Source organism: Rhodoblastus acidophilus, assembly GCF_900187365.1.
Lineage (GTDB): Bacteria > Pseudomonadota > Alphaproteobacteria > Rhizobiales > Beijerinckiaceae > Rhodoblastus > Rhodoblastus acidophilus.
In genome coordinates, this window is record NZ_FYDG01000008.1 from 1 (window position 1) to 17,614 (window position 17,614).

The 17,614-nt window shown below is 62.9% G+C and carries 19 protein-coding genes and 1 tRNA gene; 12 read left to right on the forward strand and 8 right to left on the reverse strand.

Features of this window, described 5'->3' with window-relative positions; genetic code table 11:
• Positions 1–268 (reverse strand): hypothetical protein (locus CFB24_RS23400; RefSeq protein ID WP_210190741.1); only part of this gene is annotated, 268 nt, incomplete at its 3' end.
• On the reverse strand, positions 268–654 hold the full coding sequence (locus CFB24_RS23405) for a hypothetical protein (protein WP_210190742.1): 387 nt from the start codon (positions 652–654) through the stop codon (positions 268–270). The genes CFB24_RS23405 and CFB24_RS23400, both read right to left, overlap by 1 nt.
• A gap of 61 nt (positions 655–715) precedes the next feature.
• On the opposite strand from CFB24_RS23405, the gene CFB24_RS14710 reads away from it, so the two are divergent.
• The 10 genes from CFB24_RS14710 (at position 716) to CFB24_RS14760 (ending at position 10,192) form a co-directional block, all read left to right on the forward strand.
• Entirely contained in the window at positions 716–1,009 is a 294-nt protein-coding gene (locus tag CFB24_RS14710) for a hypothetical protein (RefSeq protein WP_088521399.1), read from the forward strand.
• A 307-nt stretch (positions 1,010–1,316) separates the two neighbouring features.
• The gene (locus CFB24_RS22600) at positions 1,317–1,925 is read left to right on the forward strand and encodes a LexA family transcriptional regulator (RefSeq protein WP_141098457.1); all 609 of its coding nucleotides are present in this window, start codon (positions 1,317–1,319) and stop codon (positions 1,923–1,925) included.
• 287 nt (positions 1,926–2,212) lie between these two features.
• Positions 2,213–2,827, forward strand: coding sequence for a hypothetical protein (locus CFB24_RS14720; protein WP_088521401.1), 615 nt, complete (start codon positions 2,213–2,215; stop codon positions 2,825–2,827).
• 263 nt (positions 2,828–3,090) lie between these two features.
• Complete coding sequence (locus tag CFB24_RS14725; RefSeq protein ID WP_088521402.1) at positions 3,091–3,696, forward strand: hypothetical protein; 606 nt, start codon at positions 3,091–3,093, stop codon at positions 3,694–3,696.
• Positions 3,697–5,015: 1,319 nt separating this feature from the next.
• On the forward strand, positions 5,016–5,453 hold the full coding sequence (locus tag CFB24_RS14735) for a hypothetical protein (protein WP_141098458.1): 438 nt from the start codon (positions 5,016–5,018) through the stop codon (positions 5,451–5,453).
• Between the two features lie 9 nt (positions 5,454–5,462).
• Positions 5,463–5,687, forward strand: a complete 225-nt coding sequence (locus tag CFB24_RS14740) for a hypothetical protein (RefSeq protein WP_088521405.1) — start codon at positions 5,463–5,465, stop codon at positions 5,685–5,687.
• A gap of 8 nt (positions 5,688–5,695) precedes the next feature.
• Positions 5,696–7,807 (forward strand): ParB/RepB/Spo0J family partition protein, encoded by a 2,112-nt coding sequence (locus tag CFB24_RS14745; RefSeq protein WP_088521406.1) that lies wholly within the window; start codon positions 5,696–5,698, stop codon positions 7,805–7,807.
• Between the two features lie 5 nt (positions 7,808–7,812).
• A complete protein-coding gene (locus CFB24_RS14750) occupies positions 7,813–8,220 on the forward strand; it encodes a hypothetical protein (protein WP_088521407.1) in 408 nt (135 codons plus the stop codon).
• Positions 8,220–8,426, forward strand: a complete 207-nt coding sequence (locus tag CFB24_RS14755; protein ID WP_088521408.1) for a hypothetical protein — start codon at positions 8,220–8,222, stop codon at positions 8,424–8,426. The genes CFB24_RS14750 and CFB24_RS14755 overlap by 1 nt, the downstream gene beginning before the upstream one ends.
• Before the next feature lie 140 nt (positions 8,427–8,566).
• Positions 8,567–10,192, forward strand: coding sequence for a recombinase family protein (locus CFB24_RS14760; protein WP_088521529.1), 1,626 nt, complete (start codon positions 8,567–8,569; stop codon positions 10,190–10,192).
• On the opposite strand, the gene CFB24_RS14765 is transcribed toward CFB24_RS14760, so the two are convergent.
• The 3 genes from CFB24_RS14765 to mnmA all read right to left on the reverse strand — a co-directional run bounded on the left by CFB24_RS14765 (position 10,149) and on the right by mnmA (position 12,169).
• Positions 10,149–10,225: transfer RNA gene (locus CFB24_RS14765), tRNA-Met, on the reverse strand. The two genes, CFB24_RS14760 and CFB24_RS14765, sit on opposite strands and share 44 nt — an antisense overlap.
• A 79-nt stretch (positions 10,226–10,304) precedes the next feature.
• The gene (locus tag CFB24_RS14770; RefSeq protein ID WP_425332124.1) at positions 10,305–10,955 is read right to left on the reverse strand and encodes a class I SAM-dependent methyltransferase; all 651 of its coding nucleotides are present in this window, start codon (positions 10,953–10,955) and stop codon (positions 10,305–10,307) included.
• 5 nt (positions 10,956–10,960) lie between these two features.
• A complete protein-coding gene (gene mnmA, locus CFB24_RS14775) occupies positions 10,961–12,169 on the reverse strand; it encodes a tRNA 2-thiouridine(34) synthase MnmA (RefSeq protein WP_088521410.1) in 1,209 nt (402 codons plus the stop codon).
• Positions 12,170–12,485: 316 nt separating this feature from the next.
• On the opposite strand from mnmA, the gene sciP reads away from it, so the two are divergent.
• Entirely contained in the window at positions 12,486–12,761 is a 276-nt protein-coding gene (gene sciP, locus CFB24_RS14780) for a CtrA inhibitor SciP (RefSeq protein ID WP_088521411.1), read from the forward strand.
• A gap of 93 nt (positions 12,762–12,854) precedes the next feature.
• Here sciP and CFB24_RS14785 read toward each other — a convergent pair whose 3' ends face one another.
• Entirely contained in the window at positions 12,855–13,874 is a 1,020-nt protein-coding gene (locus CFB24_RS14785; RefSeq protein WP_338064202.1) for a lysylphosphatidylglycerol synthase transmembrane domain-containing protein, read from the reverse strand.
• Between the two features lie 190 nt (positions 13,875–14,064).
• Positions 14,065–14,463: a flagellar export protein FliJ gene (locus CFB24_RS14790; RefSeq protein ID WP_088521412.1), complete on the reverse strand. Its 399-nt coding sequence runs from the start codon at positions 14,461–14,463 to the stop codon at positions 14,065–14,067.
• A 492-nt stretch (positions 14,464–14,955) separates the two neighbouring features.
• Here CFB24_RS14790 and ctrA point away from each other — a divergent pair, with 492 nt between their 5' ends.
• A complete protein-coding gene (gene ctrA / locus CFB24_RS14795) occupies positions 14,956–15,657 on the forward strand; it encodes a response regulator transcription factor CtrA (RefSeq protein WP_088521413.1) in 702 nt (233 codons plus the stop codon).
• A 319-nt stretch (positions 15,658–15,976) separates the two neighbouring features.
• Here ctrA and CFB24_RS14800 read toward each other — a convergent pair whose 3' ends face one another.
• Positions 15,977–17,530 (reverse strand): 2-isopropylmalate synthase, encoded by a 1,554-nt coding sequence (locus CFB24_RS14800; protein ID WP_088521531.1) that lies wholly within the window; start codon positions 17,528–17,530, stop codon positions 15,977–15,979.
• Positions 17,531–17,614: the final 84 nt, after the last annotated feature.

Here is a 17,614-nt window from a genome sequence, read left to right on the forward strand (position 1 = left end):
CGGCGCGGATCAGGGCGGACAGAACAAGGCGGAGCGCGCCGACGCAAAAGCGCGCTCCGCCCACGGCGCGGGAACAAAAAACCCATCCCGCGCCGCCCCACGAGGCACACCCAACCCGACGACCAAGACGGCAAGGGTCCACCGTGAGAACCGAAAAATGCTGAAAGCGTATAAGTTTGAGAGCCGCGCCGGCGTGTTTCGCCTGCTGCCGCTTCAGGGCGGCGATTACGCCCTGGTGCTGGAAAACCGCTGGATCGCCACGCGTCATCAGCCGGCCTCCTTGCTGCAGGCGCTGCACGCGGGCGAAACCGACTTTCCGGCGTCATCCGCAGCCACGCTCGGCGTGCCCGCCGCACTGGACGACTGGGAGGAATTCGACGTCTCGCCCAAGACGCATTGAACCAGCCCGGCGCGATCCTCCTCGCATCTGCGCACATGAGCGCCGAGCGAGGGGTCGATGTAGAGGAACCCGCCGATCAGCGCGCGCACTTGCTCCTGCGTCAGCCGGACGAGCAGCGCGTCGCGAATGGTCGGATGCCCCATCGGTTCGATGGAGATCGCCCAGGTTCCGCTCAGCCACGGCCCGTTGACGCCGACATGTCGGACGTGGACGGATCGGTCGAACGGCGTGCGCAGCGGCAGATCGGGGATCACGCGGCGACCTCCGCAGGAATGACAAGGATCACAGCGTCGCCACACGAAAAGGAAACATCCCATGGGATCTGACGCATTCGATCGCATACAAGGCCGGCTTGCGGCCCTTGATCTGATTGTGACGCAGCTCGCGTTTCGCTGGGGGATGACCCAGTCCCATCCGCAGACCGCGCTGGCCGATCTGATGCGGCCCCTTGAGGCCCAAGCCGCAGAGCTGGCCGCCAATCCGGATTGTCATCGGGCGGCGGTGGAGGAGTTGCAGAAGACGATTCAGGGGATGGGGCAGGCCCTTGAAGCCGGGCTTCAACAAGAAGTCTTACGCCGGGCAAGCGAGAAAAGTCCGGGACACGCATAGCTAAGATCATCACGCCGCCACCTCAGAGTCGGAGGTCGGGTGAGAGGATGCAGGAGAGCGCGAAAGTTCAGCCTCAAGCATATCCAGCATGAAGGCGACAGGGCCGCTTTCCTTCTGTCCGTGCTCCAAATTCCAAACGGTTGGCTGGCTCACACGCAGGCGCTTCGCCATCTCAGCCTGCGATAAGCTAAGAGCAAAACGGATGCGCTTAGTGCGGGGCTCGTTTCGTTCACTCATGCAAACAAAATAAGAAACTGATTATCGATGTCAATCAGTTTTTGATTAGCAAAACCGCTAAAGTCAGATTATGATTGAAGAGCCAAAAGATAGGCTGAAAAAAGCCCGCGAAGACGCTGGCTACGAGACGGCTACGGACGCCGCCAAAGCCATGGGTGTGAAGGTGCCAACCTACACACACCATGAGAACGGCACAGCCGGGCTTTCTCGTGCCGGTGAGAGATATGCGCGCTTTTTTCGTGTCTCTCTTGAATGGCTCCTGACCGGGCGTGGGGAAATGCGTCCGAGCGCAGAACACCCAACAAGATCAATTCCGATGTACGGGGTTGTAGGCGCCGGCGCAGCCGTCGAGATGATCGATGACCCCGCAGCTCATGACCCAGCGGGATGGATTGACGTCCCTGATGATGGAGAGATCGGCGCCTTGGAGGTTCGCGGCGATTCACAATGGCCGCGCTTTCTTGACGGCGAAGTCGTTCTCTTTGATCCAAGGCCGGTGCAGCCAAGCACTCTTGTTGGAAAATATGCCATTGTACAAACAATGGACGGGCGACGGCTCATCAAAATCTTGCGACGAGCCCCTGACAATAAGTGGCGACTTGAATCGCACAATGCGCCACCAGAAGATGTCGAACTCGTCAACACGTGGCGTTACCTTGGGGTTATGAATCACGCCTGACCAGGACAGCTCACGGCGGTAATAGCTTGACGATAGAGAGTGAAGTTGTAGCGTCCACCAAGAATAATATCTTGTTGACCGCAATGAGCCGATCTCACCCGTAGCAGTTTGATCGTGCCTCGGGTCTTGCAGTACTCAAGGCAATCGGCTCTTTCCGGCGGCAAGCGGACTTCCAAGAGCGCCGACCGCAAGGTCGGCTTCGAGGAGGCTTGCTGCCGCTGCGCCCCTTTAAATTTTCGCCCCCAAAGCTTAAGTTGGCCCCATGTTAAAGCTAATGGAGTATCCCAATGGCAAGCCAGCAGGATCAAGATGATCTTCTTGATGCGCTTTTTGAAATGGCTCAGTCGCCCGGCAAGCGGCCGTCAATTGTCGAGGCGCAGCTAAAATATCTCCCCGAATGGGACAATAAAAGGCTGCGCGAAGCCGCTGAGGGCCTCCTAGCCAACGGCGACATTCTCAATCCTTCACATGGAGCCTTCAACGTTGATCTATCATCTGCCGCCCGCAAAAAGGCGGCGGCGCGGGTATCGGGCTCGGCGGGGGCTTCTTCAACGACGTACAATATTGGCTCTGTGCACCACTCGCCATTTCAGCATGTCGCGCCTGGTGGTTACGGGGTTCAGAATACGAACTATCAAATGACGGCAAATGATCTCCGCGCGATCGTAGATTTGTACTGGGATCACGTCGACGAACTGAAACTTGACGTCGCAACTCGACGGAAAGCCGATGCACAAATTAGGACAATCGAAGCCCAGTTAATCGACGAACCTGATCCGACCATCGTGAAGGCAGCAGGCAAGTCGCTCAAAACCATAGTCGAGGGGGCAATCGGCGGAGCGCTTGGAAACGCGTTGGCAAATCCTGGTGTCTGGGCTCCCTTACTGGCGTTATTCAGTTAGCGTCGCTTGCCGGCATGCACAGCGGCGTGAGGCGCTTCCGCCTAGAACTGACCCCGAAGGGGGCACGCCGCTGGCCCGCGTCAGGCATTTACATAATTTCATTTGCGATGCAGTTTACCCGCGCAAGCTAGGTTCCAGCCGGGAGAGGGCGCTTGGGTGCTAATGTACGAGCTTTCGAGCGCCTTCGAGATCGTGCGCGGCGATGCAGACAATATGCAGAACATCAAATTTGGAGAGTCTCTATTCCCGAGGAGCTCGCTGCAATGTCGCCGGAAGAGGTGACGCTCACGCTTGCGGAAATAAAGGGTGCCGATGAAATTCTTAAAGCGGTCATCGACAGATACAATCGAAACACCAATTCCGATATTCGTTTCATGTCTTTTAATGACTACGAACAGAAATATGGAAATCCAACCGACTCTGTCTGGGGTTCGATTTCGGAGTCGTCTCGTCTCGTAGCAATGTGGTGCGAATTAGCGATAACGCAGATAGGAGGGCTTGAAGAGCTGAAATCTTCAACGACTTTCAATATCGGCGCTCTACACCACTCACCATTTCAGCATATCGCGCCTGGTGGCCACGGGGTCCAGAATACGACGTATTCAATTACGTCGAATGATCTCCGAGCGATCATCGATCTGTACCAGAAGCACGTCGATGAACTGAGCCTTGATGTCACGAGGCGCCGGAAAGCCGATGCACAAATTGCGACGATTGAAGCCCAGTTAATCGACGAACCTGATCCCGACATCGTGAGGGCCGCGGGCAAGTCGCTCAAAACCATAGTCGAGGGGGCAATCGGCGGAGCGCTTGGGAACGCGTTGGCAAATCCTGGTGTCTGGGCTCCCTTGCTGGCGTTATTCAGTTAGCGTCGCTTCCTAGGCTGCTCAGGGCTGTTCTCTACTGAATGTAATTGCCAGCATTACCCATACATCCCCAGCGACATCCTTCGAATTTCCGCATTTGGGTCATTCGAGCCGATCAGAAACCTGATCAGTAAGGTCTGCAACGAGCCGATTTTACCCGTAGCAGCATGATCGTGCCCTTGTTCTTGCATCGTTCCAGGCGCACAGCTCTTTCCGGCGGATTGCGGACGATACCGAAATGGTGGAGCGCTCATCGAGCGCAGATTCACGCCGAAGCGGACGCGCCGGCGAGTCGGCTTCGCATTACATCAAATAGCGTTCCGGCCGGCAACGCCCTGAGTGTCTGTGTAACCACCCACAAGCCCTTATAGCCGAACAGCCGATTCCCCCACCGCACAAAGCACGACGTAAAGCTCAAGTGCAGCTTCGCTCTAAACTCAGGATCAACCTCGACAAAAAAGCCCCTTTCACCTTTGCAGCTCCGAGGGTCCTTTACCGACAATATTGCCGGCCATGGTATCCATTCATTGCTTATTCGAACGTCCTTAAATCCATTTCCGGATATGAGAACCACCGGCATGGAGGACCTAAACATTCGCGGCGCCGCCTGAACGCTAGTCAAACCAAAGAGCACAACACCGGCAGCGCCCAACAACATAGCAATGATCATGGCGGGGTAATCATGGGGTATTAGAGGACGTCCAAACAAGCCAAGGAAAGCGCCGAGAGTTGAGCCAAACATACCCAAGGCCCCAAGAAACAGCACAATTGCGCCGATGGAGAAAAGAACGAGTCGGATTCGCGACTCACAAATTTCTAGGTTATCTCTTGCTTCCATGGGGTAATAATCCTTTGCCTGCAATAAACTCAATTGCCGCGACTGTGATCGCCTCAAACACTTTCTCGAGCCATTGCAATGGTCAATTTGTTGCGTAGTTTTCAGCGATTTGAGGCACATGCGCAAACCGTCTGCACCGGGTCCGCACGAGTCCTGGCGACGCGGGGAGGGGCTCCTTCGAGCCGCGAGCCGCCTTCGCCAGACGGTACCAAGCGAGCGTCCGTGCCAATTTCTTCATCGGCAACCCCCTCGAAATAGATCTCCGAAATGCTGCGCGGCTGCGCTCAAGAAGTCTAACGTGCGACCATTCCGTGTTTGCCGCAAGAATGGCGAGGGCCAAACTCCCGGCTTTTGATCCCTGCTCCAAGCTAGGCGAGCTGTGCGGCAAGATAGTCAGTTTTCGACCAGCTAAAATAAGAAACTGATTGACGACAATAATCCGTTTCTTATTATATCAGGCCTGAGCAAGCTATGGAGGCCAGCTGTGGCCACACCCCTCACCCTTGATCTGCGCAAGACGCAGGATGGCGGTTTCGCCCTTCCTCGTTCTGAGCATCGTTTTGATCGCGTGGTGATCATGCGCCGCGCCCACCAGATCGCGCGCGAAACCCGCGAAGCCGCCGCGCGCCAAGCCTATGACCTCGACGCGCGCCTGATCGGCGCCCGCCGCGTCAACACCCAGCCGTACCAAACTTATCTCGCCGCCACGCCGGTCGATTTCAGCGCGGCCCTCAAATCCGCCTGGGCCGAAGCCAAGCGCGCCAACGACCAGCGGTCGCGGGCCAATGCGCTTGTCGTCATGCGCCCGGCCGGCGCGCTCACGCCGCTCCGCCGCCTACCCTTCGCGCGCGTGGTGCGGCTGATGTCCACCGTGGCCCGGTTCCTCAACCGCCACTTCATCCCGTCCCGTCACGCCGCTTGAGGTCCGCCCATGCCTGAGCCGTTTCCCCGCGTCGCGCGCGACCTCCTCAATCAGATGTTCGCGCGCAGCATCGACGCCGCCACGGCGGTCGCCGCCATCCATGGCCGCATCCTCGACGACAAAACCGTCGCGTTCGCCGCCGCGCAGGATTTGAGCGCCGCGGCCGAGCAGCTCCGCATCCTTGCTCTGGCCCTCGCCGATTACCTGACGCCCGACAAATCCAAGCTGAATTGAGCCCCGCCATGCGCCTTGTCGCCGAAATGAAAATCCCTTTTGCCCAGATCAACGGCCTGTCGCCGCACAACGTCCGCATCGCCGATCCCGACGACGATTACACCTCGCTCGCCGCCACCATCGACGCCGTCGGACAGATCAAGCCGCTGGCGGTCCATGGCGACGCCCTCGGCGGTTATTGGGTGATCGACGGCGGCCGGCGCTGGAACGCCCAGGCGCTCCGCGTCCAGCAGGGCCGCTTGGCTGCCGAGGCCGAGGAAATCCCGGCCAAGATCTACGAAGGAAGCCCGGCGGAACTGGCCGAGCTGTCCACCGCCGCCAGCCTGCAGAAGCAGCTGCACCCGGTTGAGGAATTCGAGGCCTTCGCCCGCCTCGACGCCGCCGGCCTGACCGCCGACGCCATCGCCAAAGATTTCGGCCTCACGCTCCGCCACGTCCGTCAGCGCCTCGCCCTCGGCCGCATGGCCAAGCCGATCCGCGAGGCGTGGCGCGCGGGTTCGATCAACCGCGAGGCGGCGGAAGCCTATTGCGAGGCCGGCGACGCCGCCGACCAGGAGGCGTTGTTTTCCGAACTGGCGCGCATCAATTGCGAAAACGGCGCCTATGGCATTCGCGAGCGCGCCCGGCGCAACAAGGTGTCCGCCGCCGATCCCATCGCCCGCTTTGTCGGGCTGGACGCCTACGCCAAGGCCGGCGGCGCCATCCGCGAAACCCTGTTCGACCGGGATGACGAAAAGCTCCTCACCGACGGCGCGCTGCTCAAGCGCCTGGCGCGCGAAAAGCTCGCCACCGAGGGCGAAAAGGTGAGGGCCGAAGAAGGCTGGGGTTTTGTCGTCATCCATGACGAGCCGGACGAGCCACGCTGGCGCGAACTGCCGGAAAGGCTCGATTTCACCAAGACAGAACTGGCGCGCATCGAAGAAATCGAAGCCACGCCCAGCGACTACGGCAGCCCCGAACAGATCGCCCTCGATCGCGAAGCCGCCGAGATCGAGCACAAAGCCATCCTCCGCAAGTTCTCAAAGACCCGCCGCAAGGACCTCGGCATTGTCGTCGAGATCGGAGACGACGGCGACATGATCACCACCCGCGCCGTCGAGATCATCCCCGACGCGACGGCGCATGAGCCGGCCCCCGACTCCCCGCGTGGGCCGGCTCCCCAATCCACCAGCTACGAACCCGCGCCGCTCGAGCGCGCCCGGATCGAGATCGAGGCGCCGCCGACCAAGGGCGCGGGCGAGATCGTCAACGCGGCCGCGACCGAAGCGCTCGCCGGCGTCGCCGCCAGCTGCGGCAATTTCGCGCTGGCGCTGCTGGTGGCGCGCCTCGGCTCGCAATGGGGCGCCGACGCCGGGATCGAGATTTCCGGCGGCATGCACTTCCACGACCGCCAGTCCGAGCTGCTCCAGCAGATCGCGCAAGAAATGTTCGTTCCCGCGCTAAAAATCTGCGCCGCCGCGCCGCTCGCCGATCTCAGCGTCGCCGCCTTCGAGGTCATCAGCGCCCACATCCGGCCCAAGCCTGACGCGATCGGCAAGACCACGGCGGACATCCTCGCCGTCGCCGCGCAATTCGCCGACGTGCGCAAGCGGCTGTTCGAGGCCATGGACTTCGAGGCCTATTTCAAGGCCTGCCACCGCGACGACGCATTCGAGCTGTTTGAACAGCACCTCGGCGCCAGCGACGTTGCTGCCGCCAAGAAGCTCAAGAAGGCGCAGATCGTCGGGAAGGCCGCCCAGCTCGCAAAAGACAAGGGCTGGCTGCCGCCAGCCTTCGCCGCCATCCCGGCGCAGCCCGAACCGGAGCCGGAGCCCGGTCCCAAAACCGATTCTCAGCCGACCAAGCCCGGCCGCACCGCCTCCGTCGAAGTCGCGCAATTTCTCGACGAATGCTGCTGGCGCGGCGATCTCTGCGACCCGACGCCGGCCAAGGATGTCTACGCCGCCTACATCGCGTTTGCTCAAGAGCATGGCTGGCCGGTGCTGCTGACCAACGCGGCCTTCGGCCAGGAGATCGCCGCTCTTGGCGTCGAGAAAATCAAGCAGCGCGCCGGAACGGTCTATGTCGGCCTCTCCCTCCGCGATCAGCCCAAATCCGAAAGTTTCGAAGCCGCGGAGTAAAGCTCATGTTGCAGCACGTCTTTTTGACTGAGCGCGCCGGCAAGGTCGCGCGCATTCCATATAAGCGCCCGGCCGAGAGCGTGATCGACCTCAGCGCCTATTGGACCGAGCGCCAGGCCGAGGTCCGCCGCACGGTCGCCCGTAACATCCACGACATTTCGACCGCGCTCGAAACCACGCGCGACGCCATCCGCACGGCGGTCGCCCACCGCCTCCTCGAGGAGGCGCTCGACGCGCTCGAGGAGCTGACCCGATGCACCTTCGGCGGCGCGGATGAGGCCGCGCCCATCGTGCGCACCTGCTTTTCGGCCCGCCGGCGCGAAATCGTGCAGGAAATGTATGACCTGATCTGCCGCGCCTACGAGCAGCAGACCGGGGTCTGCGTGCCCCGTCCCGAGCAACAGAGGGCGTGATGCGTCCCGACAAGCCGCCGCGCTGGCGCATGACGCTCTCCTATCGCGGCGAGTCCGGCCTAAAGCCGGCCAGCTACGAGGCCGCCGACCAGGACGAGGTCCTGGACGTGTTCGAGACGGACCCGAACCGCGACGCGGTCGAATTCATCGACCTCGTGTTGCTCCCCCGCCAGCCCGTAGCGGCTCCCCAACCCGAGCAAGCCTGACGTGCCTTCGCCCCTGCCCCACGCCAAACAGAAAGCGCCGCCAGACCCGGCGTTGCTGGCGTTGGTCAGGGCTCTTGCCATCCAGGCAGCCCGGGCGGATCATGCCGCCGCGAAGGCCCCGCCCGCCACAGAGCGCCACCATGACCACGCCCGCCAGCCGCAGAGCGGCGATCTACGCCCGGTTTTCGACTGATTTTCAGAGCGATCAGTCCGTTGAGGACCAGTTCGCCATCTGCCGCGCCCTTGCCCATCGCGAGGGCTTTTCCATCGTCCAGACCTATTCCGATCGCGCAAAATCCGGCGCGTCGATCCTCGGCCGGGATGGCGTCCAGGCGCTGATCGAAGACGCCAAGGCGGCGAAGTTCGACGTCTTGATCGTGGAGGCTCTTGATCGCCTGTCGCGCGACATGGCCGACCTGGCGCTGATTTTCCGCGATTTCCAATTCCGAGGGATCGAAATACGCGCCGTCCATGACGGCGTCGCCGACACGGTCACCATCGGGCTGCGCGGCCTGGTCGGCCAACTCTTCCGCGAAGACGGCGCCAAGAAGGTGCGTCGGGGCATGGCCGGCGTCATTCGCGACGGCCGCTACGCCGGCGGCCGCGCCTATGGCTATGCGCCAACGCCAGGTGAGCCGGGCAAGCTCCGCATCGTGGAGGAGGAGGCGCAGATCGTGCGCCGCATCTTTGCGGAATATGCGGAGGGCCGCGCGCCCCGCGACATCGCGGCCGGCCTCAACCGCGATAACATCGCGCCGCCTCGGGGCGCGGCGTGGAACGCGTCGACCATCAACGGCAACCGCGAGCGCGGCCACGGCATTATCCAGAACCCGATCTACGGCGGCGAAATCGTCTGGAACCGGGTCCGCATGGTCAAAGACCCGTCGACCGGCAAGCGGATCAGCCGGCCGAACCCCGAAAGCGAATGGCAACGCGCGCCGGCGCCGCATCTTCAAATCATCGACCCGGACACCCGCGCCGCCGCGATCGCGCGCAAAGGCGCGCACGCCCCTGCCCCGCGCGGCCCCCGGCGCTATACGCGATCCATTCTTTCCGGCCTGCTGAAATGTGGCCGATGCGGCTCCGGCATGGTCAAACATGACAATTCGGCCGGCCGCCCGCGCATCCGCTGCAGTCGCGTCGCCGAATCCGGCTGTTGCGACAACAAGCGCCGCTACTATCTGGACGCCATCGAGCAAGGCGTCATCGCCGAGCTGCGCGCCCAACTCGACCAGCCCGAGCTGCTCGCCGAATTTATTCAGACCTACCACGAGGAGCGCCGCCGGTTGGCGGGCACAGCCGCGCGCGGGCGAATCGACAAGGAAAAGCGCCTCGCCGACATCCGCCGGCAGCTCGTAAGGATTGCCGACATGCTGGCGGAAGGCGCCGCGGCGTTCGACGTCATGCGTGGGAAGATGGAGCAGCTCGACCAGGAGCGCCGGGAGCTGGAAGCCGCGCTCGCCGCCCAAGCGGAAAGCGAATCAGTGGTGACGCTTCATCCTCAGGCCGTCGCCCGGTTCCGACAGATGCTCGAAGCGCTGGCCACCGAAATGTCAGCTGAGAACCCGCTGGCCCATGCTGCCTTCCGAGAACTGGTGGAACGGATCATCGTCCACCCTACCCCAACGGGCCAGGAGCAAAGGGTAGAGATTGTTGGGCGCTTGGCGGCGCTGCTTGATCTAAAAGGACTCGGCCGCCCGGCAGCGGCTGTTGGGGGTTTTCTGGTAGCGGAGGAGGGACTCGAACCCCCGACACAAGGATTATGATTCCTCTGCTCTAGCCGGCTGAGCTACTCCGCCCCGAACACAGGGCGCGCCCCGCGTTTGAGTGCGCGGTCTATAAGACGCGCGCCCCCAATCTGTCAAGCAAGCTCGCGCGCTAAAACAGTTTTTCAATCCGCGTCAGCGTGAAAAGCCCCAACGGCGCGATCTTGCGCCGCTCCACCAGCTTCAAATCCTTGCGCCCGGCGATCCAGTCGCCCAGAATCGCCCAAGGAAATTCCGGCCGCCAGCCCAGCGAAGCCGCCCGCTTGCCCAGCCAGCGCTCCACCCAGGCGATCGGCCCCGCTTCGGCCCCCACATGATTCACCAGAACGATCTCGCCGCCGACACGCGTGACCCGCGCCAGCTCCGCCATGGTCGCGTGCGGGTCCGGCACCACCGTCAACACATAAGGCGCCACCACCGAATCAAACGCGCCGTCCGCGAACGCCAGCCGCGTCGCATCCATCACGCACAGGCCCTTCACCCGCGACAGCGAATCCCGCGCGATGCGATCCTGGGCGCGGCGCAGCATCGGCTCCGACAGGTCCACGCCCACCAGTTCGACCTCGGCGTCGAACATCGGCAACTCCAGCCCGGTGCCGACGCCAACGTCCAGCACCTTGCCGCCAAGCCGCTGCGCCGCCGCCACCGCCGCGCGGCGGCCGGGGGCCATCACCGCGGTGAACGCGAGGTCGTAGATCGGCGCCCAGCGCGCGTAGGCTTCCTCGACATGGGCGTTCTCAATATGCGCGAGATCGCGCGGCATTTGATTCATGCTCTTATCCGGGCGATCGCCGGCTCCTCTTGGGCGGTTTCCGCCGTGCGGATGAACCCGCCGCCCAGCACGCGCGCGCGCGGGCCGGCGTTCTCATAAAATACACAGGCTTGTCCGGGCGCCACGCCGCTCTCGCCCTCGATAAACTCGACCAGAATCTCGTCACCGCGCCGCAGCAGCAGCGCCGGCGCCGGCGGCCGCGTCGAGCGCACCCGCGCCGCGATCTCGCGTCCCACAGCCTGATCGAGCGAGCCGGGGCCGATCCAGTTGACGTCGCGCAGCGCCACCCTCCGGGTCGACAGAGCCGCGCGCGGCCCGACCGTGACGCGCGCGTTGGCGGCGTCGATGCGGACGACGTAAAGCGGTTCGCCGCCCAAACTGGCGGCGCCGAGGCCCAGGCCCTTGCGCTGTCCGATGGTGTAATTCATCACGCCGGCGTGGCGCCCGAGCACGCGTCCATCGACATGAACGATGTCGCCCGGCGTCGCCGCCTGCGGCGCGAGCTTTTCCACCAGGTCGCTGTAGCGGCCGGTGGGCACGAAGCAAATGTCCTGGCTGTCCGGCTTGTCGGCGATGGCGAGGCCGAACCGGCGGGCGTGCTCTCGCACCTCCGGCTTGCTCATCTCGCCCAGCGGAAAGCGCAGCAGGCGCAATTGTTCGCGCGTGGTCGAGAACAAGAAATAGGACTGGTCGCGATCCGGGTCGAGCGCCCGGTACAAGGCGCGGTCGTCCCCCCCCTGCCCGCCGCTTTCGTCCGGATCTTGCCGCGAGGCGATATAATGCCCGGTCGCCAGCACATCGGCGCCGAGGTCGCGCGCCATGCCGAACAGGTCGATGAACTTGATCTGGCTGTTGCAGGCCACGCAGGGGATCGGCGTCTCGCCCTCGGCATAGGACTGCGCGAAGGCGTCGATCACCTTGGCGCGAAAATTCTGCTCATAATTCAGCACATAATGCGGAATGCCAATCCGGTCGGCCGCCTGCCGGGCGTCGTAGATGTCCTGGCCGGCGCAACAGGCGCCCGGGCGATGCTCCATCTCGCCGTGATCGTAGAGCTGCATGGTGACGCCGATGACGTCGTAGCCCTGCTTTTTCAGCAGGGCGGCGACCACCGACGAATCGACGCCGCCCGACATGGCGACGACGACGCGGGTTTGCGCCGGCGGCTTGGCCAAATCGAGTGAGTTGCGGTGCGACATCGTCATGAGGGCGAAAACTTTGCTGCGGCCGGGCGCGGAGACCGCCAGCCTTGGCCCTTCAATAAGGGTTCAACCGCCGGATTTCAACGCGCCGGGCGCAAAAGAGGGGCGCGCCCCTGACGTTCCATAAGGTTAACGGGCGATTGCCGGGCGCCTCAATTGGGCACATTCGCGGCGATCTGGAAAGGATTTGGCAAGAAACGCACGTCCAAACAACCGGTTATCGGCTCTTTTGTCGCAGTTGCCGAAAGTGTTTCTTAAGTCGCCGGTTTTACAGTGCCCTACCGTAGTCAAGGGTTCTTCGCGTAAGTGAGTAAGTAGCATGACCGAGCCCCATCGTCCGAGGGTCAAATATGTCATTGGTCCGGATGGCAGCCCGCTGACCATCGCCGACCTTCCCCCGCCCTCAACCAAGCGTTGGGTGATCCGGCGCAAGGCCGAAGTCGTCGCCGCCGTGCGCGGGGGCTTGCTCTCGCTGGAAGAGGCCTGCAGCCGTTACACGCTGACGGTCGACGAGTTTCTGTCCTGGCAGATGTCGATCGACCAGCATGGGCTGGCCGGACTGCGCACCACGCGCCTGCAGCAATATCGTCAGTAAGGGAAATCATCCCGATGCGACGCCGGCGCGAGCGCCGGCGTTTTTTTTGGCCGACGCAAGCCTCCGCGCCGCAGCGCAGGCCCGCGCGTCCGCCTATTCGGGCTTTTCGCGCTTCTCTTCGGCGAGATGATGGTGGTGCTGCAACGCCTCCTTGAGCCGCCGCTTCTCGAAGCCGAGCACGACGAATATGGCGAAGCCCAGCGGGATCAGCAGATAGAGCAGGCGGAACAGCAAAAGCGCCGCGAGAACGCCGTCCTGCGGCGCGCCGGGCATGGCTTTGAGGAAGACCAGTTCGAGCACGCCAAGGCCGCCGGGGGCGTTGGAGGCCAGCGCCGCCGAAAACGAGAAGATGAACACCAGCAGCACGACGATGAAGCCGGGATTGCCCGCTTCCGGCAGCGCGAAATAGATGATGCCGGCGGCCCCGATCAACTCGGCCGGCGCGGCGACCATCTGCCGCAGCACCACCGGCAGCTTCGGATATTCGATGCGCGTGCCCTTGATGGTCAGCGAGGGGAGGCGCAAGACGGATCCGGCGATATAGAGCGCGATGGCGCCGACCAGAGCGGCGCCGATCCAGCGCGCGTTGGTGGGATTGGCCAGCCAGGGCCGCAGGAACTCCGGCATCAGCCCGCTGGTGCGCGCCAGGGCGTGCGGCTGGGCCAGCAGCCCGACGCCGCCGAGCAGCACTTCGCCCAGCAGGAACGTCAACGAGCACACCGCGACCAGAATGGCGATTTGCGCCGCGCTCATCCCCTTGGAGCTGTAGCCGCGATAGCGCACCGCCGCGCCCGAGACCACCGAGGCGCCGATATTGTGCGACAGCGCATAGGTGGTGAAGGAGCAGGCCGCGACGAAACGCCAGGAGATGTTGTGGATGCCGAGGTGGGTCAGCGCGATGCGGTCGTAGAACGCCAGCGCCGCATAGGCCAGCAGCGTCGACAGCACCGCCAGGGCATAATGGGCGGGCGGAATGGCGCGGAAGGCCGCGATCAGCTGCGGCCCGATCTCCTGCCCGGCGAATTCGTTGTAAAGCAGCCAGAAAGAGATGCAGACGGCGCCAAAACCGACCGCCGGCCAGATGTAATCGAGATTACGTTTGATGAAATCCATGCGGGACCTGCGCTTTGGCTCCCCTGGCGCGCCGCCGCGATCGGGCGGAGTTTCGGCGGGCGGGCCTTGGCGCGAACACAGGCTGTCAGACGACGTCTCATGTAGCATTCAGGCTGAGTCCCAGGGCCGCGCGCGGTTCAGCCTGTTTGCTACAGGCGGCGGCGCATGGCAAGTCCCGCCGCCCCCCAGTTCAGGCGCGCGCGCCGCGCAGGCCCGAAAGATCGATGGCGTCGCGCGCCAGATCGGTGATCGCCGGACCCTTTTCGCGGCTTTCCAGCACCTGCGCCTTGGCCAGTTCGTCGCTGGCGACATCCAGCGCCGCCTTGGCCTCTTCGAGCTGGTGCTTCAATTCGTCGGCCGACTGCGCCAGATTGTCGCGGCGGGTGCGCGCCGCGCGGGCATAGGTCGAATAAGCATAATGATTCTGGTCCTTGACGCCGGTGCGCTGCTCCTCGGCGGCGATCTCCCGATCAAGGTCGCCGGCCATGCGGCCAAATTCGGCGATCATCATTTCAATCTGGGTCACACGGCGGCGTTTTTCCTCCACCTGAAACCTTTTGAGACGGACGAGCGTATCCCGCGACTTCATGCCAGAGACTCCAAACACGCCAAGCTGCAAAGCCTGTTCCACAAACGCAATTAACTCCGCGAGACAAGGGGACAATGGCCGAGGGAGGTTGCCGATTTATTACCCCGGCGACATTTTTTCGCCCAATTCAAAAAAATCGGGGGGTGTCGTCCGAATCCGTCCGGCGCGTTCAGGCTTCATTAACCGCCATGTTTAACACTCGCTTCATGACCGCCCAAGGCTCCGGCGCAACCGGGCCGGGAAAGGCGGAACAAAGCCGGCCGGAGGCGACCCCCCTCGTCCAGGCCGGCTTTTGATGACGAGAATCTCGACCGGCGCGACGCCGGCGCGAAGGAGCGAGGATGAGAACCGAGACGGCTTGCCAGGATGAATCAGCATTTGTTAACCATTCGGCGTTAAGCGTCTTCGGGGTATGATTCGCGTCGTTCAGTCGGGGGACAAGGCCGGCAGCCGGCAAGGCGCCGTTTACTTTGGGCGGGGTGAGGACTTCACATGCGCGTATTATTGATCGAAGACGACAGCGCCACCGCGCAAAGCATCGAGTTGATGCTGAAGTCCGAGAATTTCAACGTTTACACCACCGACCTGGGCGAAGAGGGCATCGACCTTGGCAAGCTCTATGATTACGACATCATCCTGCTCGACCTGAACCTGCCGGACATGTCCGGCTATGAGGTGCTGCGCACGCTGCGCGTGGCCAAGGTCAAAACCCCAATTCTCATCCTCTCCGGCCTCGCCGGCATCGAGGACAAGGTGAAGGGCCTCGGCTTCGGCGCCGACGACTATCTCACCAAGCCGTTCCACAAGGACGAACTGGTCGCCCGCATCCACGCCATCGTCCGCCGCTCCAAGGGCCACGCCCAGTCGGTGATCGCCACCGGCGACCTCGTCGTGAACCTCGACCAGAAGACCGTCGAAGTGAACGGCGCCCGCGTGCATCTGACCGGCAAGGAATATCAGATGCTGGAGCTCCTCTCTCTGCGCAAGGGAACGACGCTCACCAAGGAAATGTTCCTCAACCACCTCTATGGCGGCATGGACGAGCCGGAATTGAAGATCATCGACGTCTTCATCTGCAAGCTGCGCAAGAAGCTCGCCAACGCTTCCGACGGCCGCAACTATATCGAAACGGTCTGGGGCCGCGGCTATGTGCTCCGGGAACCATCTGACGCCGACGAGCGCATCACAGCCTGAAAGCCTCCGCGTTCCTGCCCGTCGTAGGGCGACCAGCGCAATGAAAAACCCCGCCGGCGACGGCGGGGTTTTCGTTTTGGCGGCGGCTTCGTTGGCGGAGCGTCAGAACGACAAAACTGCCGTTACGATATCCGCAAAACTCCTTAAGCCTAACGGCGGATATACAGCGCCGCGCGTCCGTCTATTATTCGCATTGGTCCGGTTTCCGAACCACGCCTTCAGATCAAGATCATTTCAAGCGCGCGGCCGCATTGGTCCCGCGCAATTCCCGCCGGCAAAAATCTCCTGGGGAGGCGGATTTTTGCCGGCGGAGCTTTTTTCACAGCGCGGCCACCGCCGCGACGCCGCCGCGCGCCCGCCGGGCGAACACCTTGTTCAAGGCCGAAACATAGGCGCGCGCTGAGGCGACCAGCGTATCGGGATCGGCGCCCTTGCCCGCGCTGACGGCGTCGCCGTCCGACAGACGCACCGACACTTCCGCCTGCGCGTCCGTGCCCTCGGTCACGGCGTGAACCTGGAACAATTGCAGCTTGGCGTCGTGCGGGACCAGGGCGCGGATGGCGTTGAAGATCGCATCCACGGGGCCGTTGCCGGTGGCCTGCTGCGTCTTCTGCTCGCCGTCGATCTCCAGGGTCAGGGCGGCCGATTGCGGCGCCTTGGTGCCGGCCATCACCGACAGCGCAACGACCCGGATGCGCTCGCGGGCGTTGGCGATTTCGTCATCGACCAGCGCGACGATATCCTCGTCGTAGACGATCTTTTTCCGGTCGGCCAAATCCTTGAAGCGCGTGAAGGCCACCTCCAGGCCGTTGTCGCCCAAATCGTAGCCCAGCTCCTTCAGCTTCTCCTTGAAAGCGTGGCGGCCGGAATGCTTGCCCATCACCAGCGAGGTTTTCGACACGCCGACCGATTCCGGCGTCATGATCTCGTAGGTGTGCGCGTTCTTCAGCATGCCGTCCTGGTGAATGCCGCTCTCATGCGCAAACGCGTTCCGGCCGACGATCGACTTGTTGTACTGCACCGGGAAGGAGGTCACCGCCGACACCAGTTTGGACGCCCGGTTCAACAGGGTGGTCTCGATGCGATTGGTGAAGGGCAAGACGTCGGCGCGGGTTTTCAGCGCCATCACGATCTCTTCCAGCGCGGCGTTGCCGGCGCGCTCGCCAATGCCGTTGATGGTGCATTCGATCTGGCGGGCGCCGCCCCGCACGCCGGCGATGGAGTTCGCCACCGCCAGGCCCAGGTCGTTGTGGCAATGCACCGAGAAGATCGCCTTGTCGGCGTTGGGCACGCGGGCGCGCACCATCTCGAACAGGGCGCGATATTCGTCCGGCGTGGTGTAGCCGACGGTGTCGGGAATGTTGATGGTGGTGGCGCCGGCGTTGATGGCGGTCTCGACCGCCCGGCACAGGAAGTCCGGCTCGGTGCGGGTGCCGTCCTCGGCCGACCATTCCACAAATTCCACGTGATTGCGGGCGCGCGACACTGAGGAGGCGATCAGCTCCAGCACTTTTGCCGGCTCCATCTGCAGCTTGTAGCGCATATGGACCGGCGAGGTGCTGATGAACGTGTGAATCCGGGGGATGCGGGCGTGTTTGACCGCTTCGGCGCAGCGGTCGATGTCCTTGGCCTGGGCGCGGCTCAAGCCGGCGACCGAGGCGTTTTTCACCCGGCGCGCGATTTCCGACACCGACTCGAAATCGCCCTGCGAGGCGATGGGGAAGCCGGCCTCCATGATGTCGACGCCCAGCGCGTCCAGCACATCGGCGACTTCCAGCTTTTCCTCGAACGTCATCGAGGCACCCGGACATTGCTCGCCATCGCGCAAGGTGGTGTCGAAAATGAAAACGCGGTCGTTATTTTGATCAGTCATGATCGTCTCCAAATTGGGACGCCCTTTGGCTTTGCCTTAGAATTTTTGGGCAAGGCGCGCAACACGCGCGCAGCCGAGGGCGAA

Bases quoted from the DNA above. Each gene is read 5' to 3' on its own strand.
- sciP (WP_088521411.1), top strand. From the start codon at position 12,486: ATGACCGAGCCCCATCGTCCGAGGGTCAAATATGTCATTGGTCCGGAT.
- CFB24_RS14740 (WP_088521405.1), top strand. From the start codon at position 5,463: ATGCCTGAGCCGTTTCCCCGCGTCGCGCGCGACCTCCTCAATCAGATG.
- CFB24_RS14760 (WP_088521529.1), top strand. From the start codon at position 8,567: ATGACCACGCCCGCCAGCCGCAGAGCGGCGATCTACGCCCGGTTTTCG.
- CFB24_RS14790 (WP_088521412.1), bottom strand. From the start codon at position 14,463: ATGAAGTCGCGGGATACGCTCGTCCGTCTCAAAAGGTTTCAGGTGGAG.
- CFB24_RS14710 (WP_088521399.1), top strand. From the start codon at position 716: ATGGGATCTGACGCATTCGATCGCATACAAGGCCGGCTTGCGGCCCTT.
- CFB24_RS14785 (WP_338064202.1), bottom strand. From the start codon at position 13,874: ATGGATTTCATCAAACGTAATCTCGATTACATCTGGCCGGCGGTCGGT.
- CFB24_RS14720 (WP_088521401.1), top strand. From the start codon at position 2,213: ATGGCAAGCCAGCAGGATCAAGATGATCTTCTTGATGCGCTTTTTGAA.
- CFB24_RS14770 (WP_425332124.1), bottom strand. From the start codon at position 10,955: ATGCCGCGCGATCTCGCGCATATTGAGAACGCCCATGTCGAGGAAGCC.
- CFB24_RS14750 (WP_088521407.1), top strand. From the start codon at position 7,813: ATGTTGCAGCACGTCTTTTTGACTGAGCGCGCCGGCAAGGTCGCGCGC.
- CFB24_RS22600 (WP_141098457.1), top strand. From the start codon at position 1,317: ATGATTGAAGAGCCAAAAGATAGGCTGAAAAAAGCCCGCGAAGACGCT.
- CFB24_RS14755 (WP_088521408.1), top strand. From the start codon at position 8,220: ATGCGTCCCGACAAGCCGCCGCGCTGGCGCATGACGCTCTCCTATCGC.
- CFB24_RS14725 (WP_088521402.1), top strand. From the start codon at position 3,091: ATGTCGCCGGAAGAGGTGACGCTCACGCTTGCGGAAATAAAGGGTGCC.
- CFB24_RS14800 (WP_088521531.1), bottom strand. From the start codon at position 17,530: ATGACTGATCAAAATAACGACCGCGTTTTCATTTTCGACACCACCTTG.
- mnmA (WP_088521410.1), bottom strand. From the start codon at position 12,169: ATGACGATGTCGCACCGCAACTCACTCGATTTGGCCAAGCCGCCGGCG.
- CFB24_RS14745 (WP_088521406.1), top strand. From the start codon at position 5,696: ATGCGCCTTGTCGCCGAAATGAAAATCCCTTTTGCCCAGATCAACGGC.
- ctrA (WP_088521413.1), top strand. From the start codon at position 14,956: ATGCGCGTATTATTGATCGAAGACGACAGCGCCACCGCGCAAAGCATC.